This window comes from Priestia sp. P5_B4 (assembly GCF_056400385.1).
In genome coordinates, this window is the sequence record NZ_JBFULJ010001185.1 from 1 (window position 1) to 937 (window position 937).

The following is a 937-nucleotide window of genomic DNA, read 5'->3' on the forward strand; positions in this document are numbered from 1 at the left end:
GTATAAGTCAAAGAACTCATGCTTAAAAAGGTTAAAACAGCACGAATAAAAGCTTTTGGATGGATTTCGAACACAGGCTGAATATGCTCTATTTTAATTTGAGGAATCATAGACAAAATGAGAAGTCCGAATAATCCGACAAACCAAGGGAATAAAATTTCGGCACTTCGTGCAATAACTTCTATTCCTAGGCGTACTCCTACGATGACCACGCCCATAAATGCAATATGGATGGCTGTAAGCGGCGTGTAGGGAAGAATTTGTGTAGTGAGAAAAATTCCTACATAGTAAAGAACTTGACTGCTGATGAATAAATTGGATAACACAAAAACAACTGATACAATCTTTCCGGCTATTTTGCCTAAAATTTTTTCGTTCATTTCCATAAGCGTAAGCGTTGGAAACATGTTTCCTAGTGAGGTAAAAAGCAAAACTAAGCCAATTCCTGATGCTACACCGAAAAGTGCGGCAATCCAAGCATCTTGATGAGCATCAGCTGTAATAGCAGCAGGTACAACAATAATGGTGCTGCCAATACTATATAACGTTACTAGCTTGCGAAACTGCGCAGCTGAAATATTGATTTCATTAAGCAAAATGAGCACATCCTTTTGCCATATACACTAATTAAGTGATCCAACGGAATAATAAGTGACTTAAAGGTTGAAACATTACTTCTACCCAATCAGAAGGATTCGGTAGAGGCAGACGAAAGATTTTTGCAAGAGCGATTATGATACTGATTGTCATAAACACAATAAAAATGTTCCGTTCCTTTTTATGGGAGTGTTGAGGTAATCTTTTTATTTCCATCCATATAATCCCTGCACAAATGATCAAAAAGGAAAGAAACAAGTGCATGCAGTCAACCCCAATACATTTTTTCGTTCAGATAAGCTATTCGTATGATGTCCGCTAAAGAAAGTGATTATACATT

1 protein-coding gene is annotated in these 937 nt (G+C 36.9%); it reads right to left on the reverse strand.

Going from position 1 to position 937, the window contains the following annotated elements; all coding sequences use genetic code 11:
* Nucleotides 1–605 (reverse strand): GerAB/ArcD/ProY family transporter (locus AC1DRF_RS29800; RefSeq protein WP_477742547.1); only part of this gene is annotated, 605 nt, incomplete at its 3' end.
* Nucleotides 606–937: the final 332 nt, after the last annotated feature.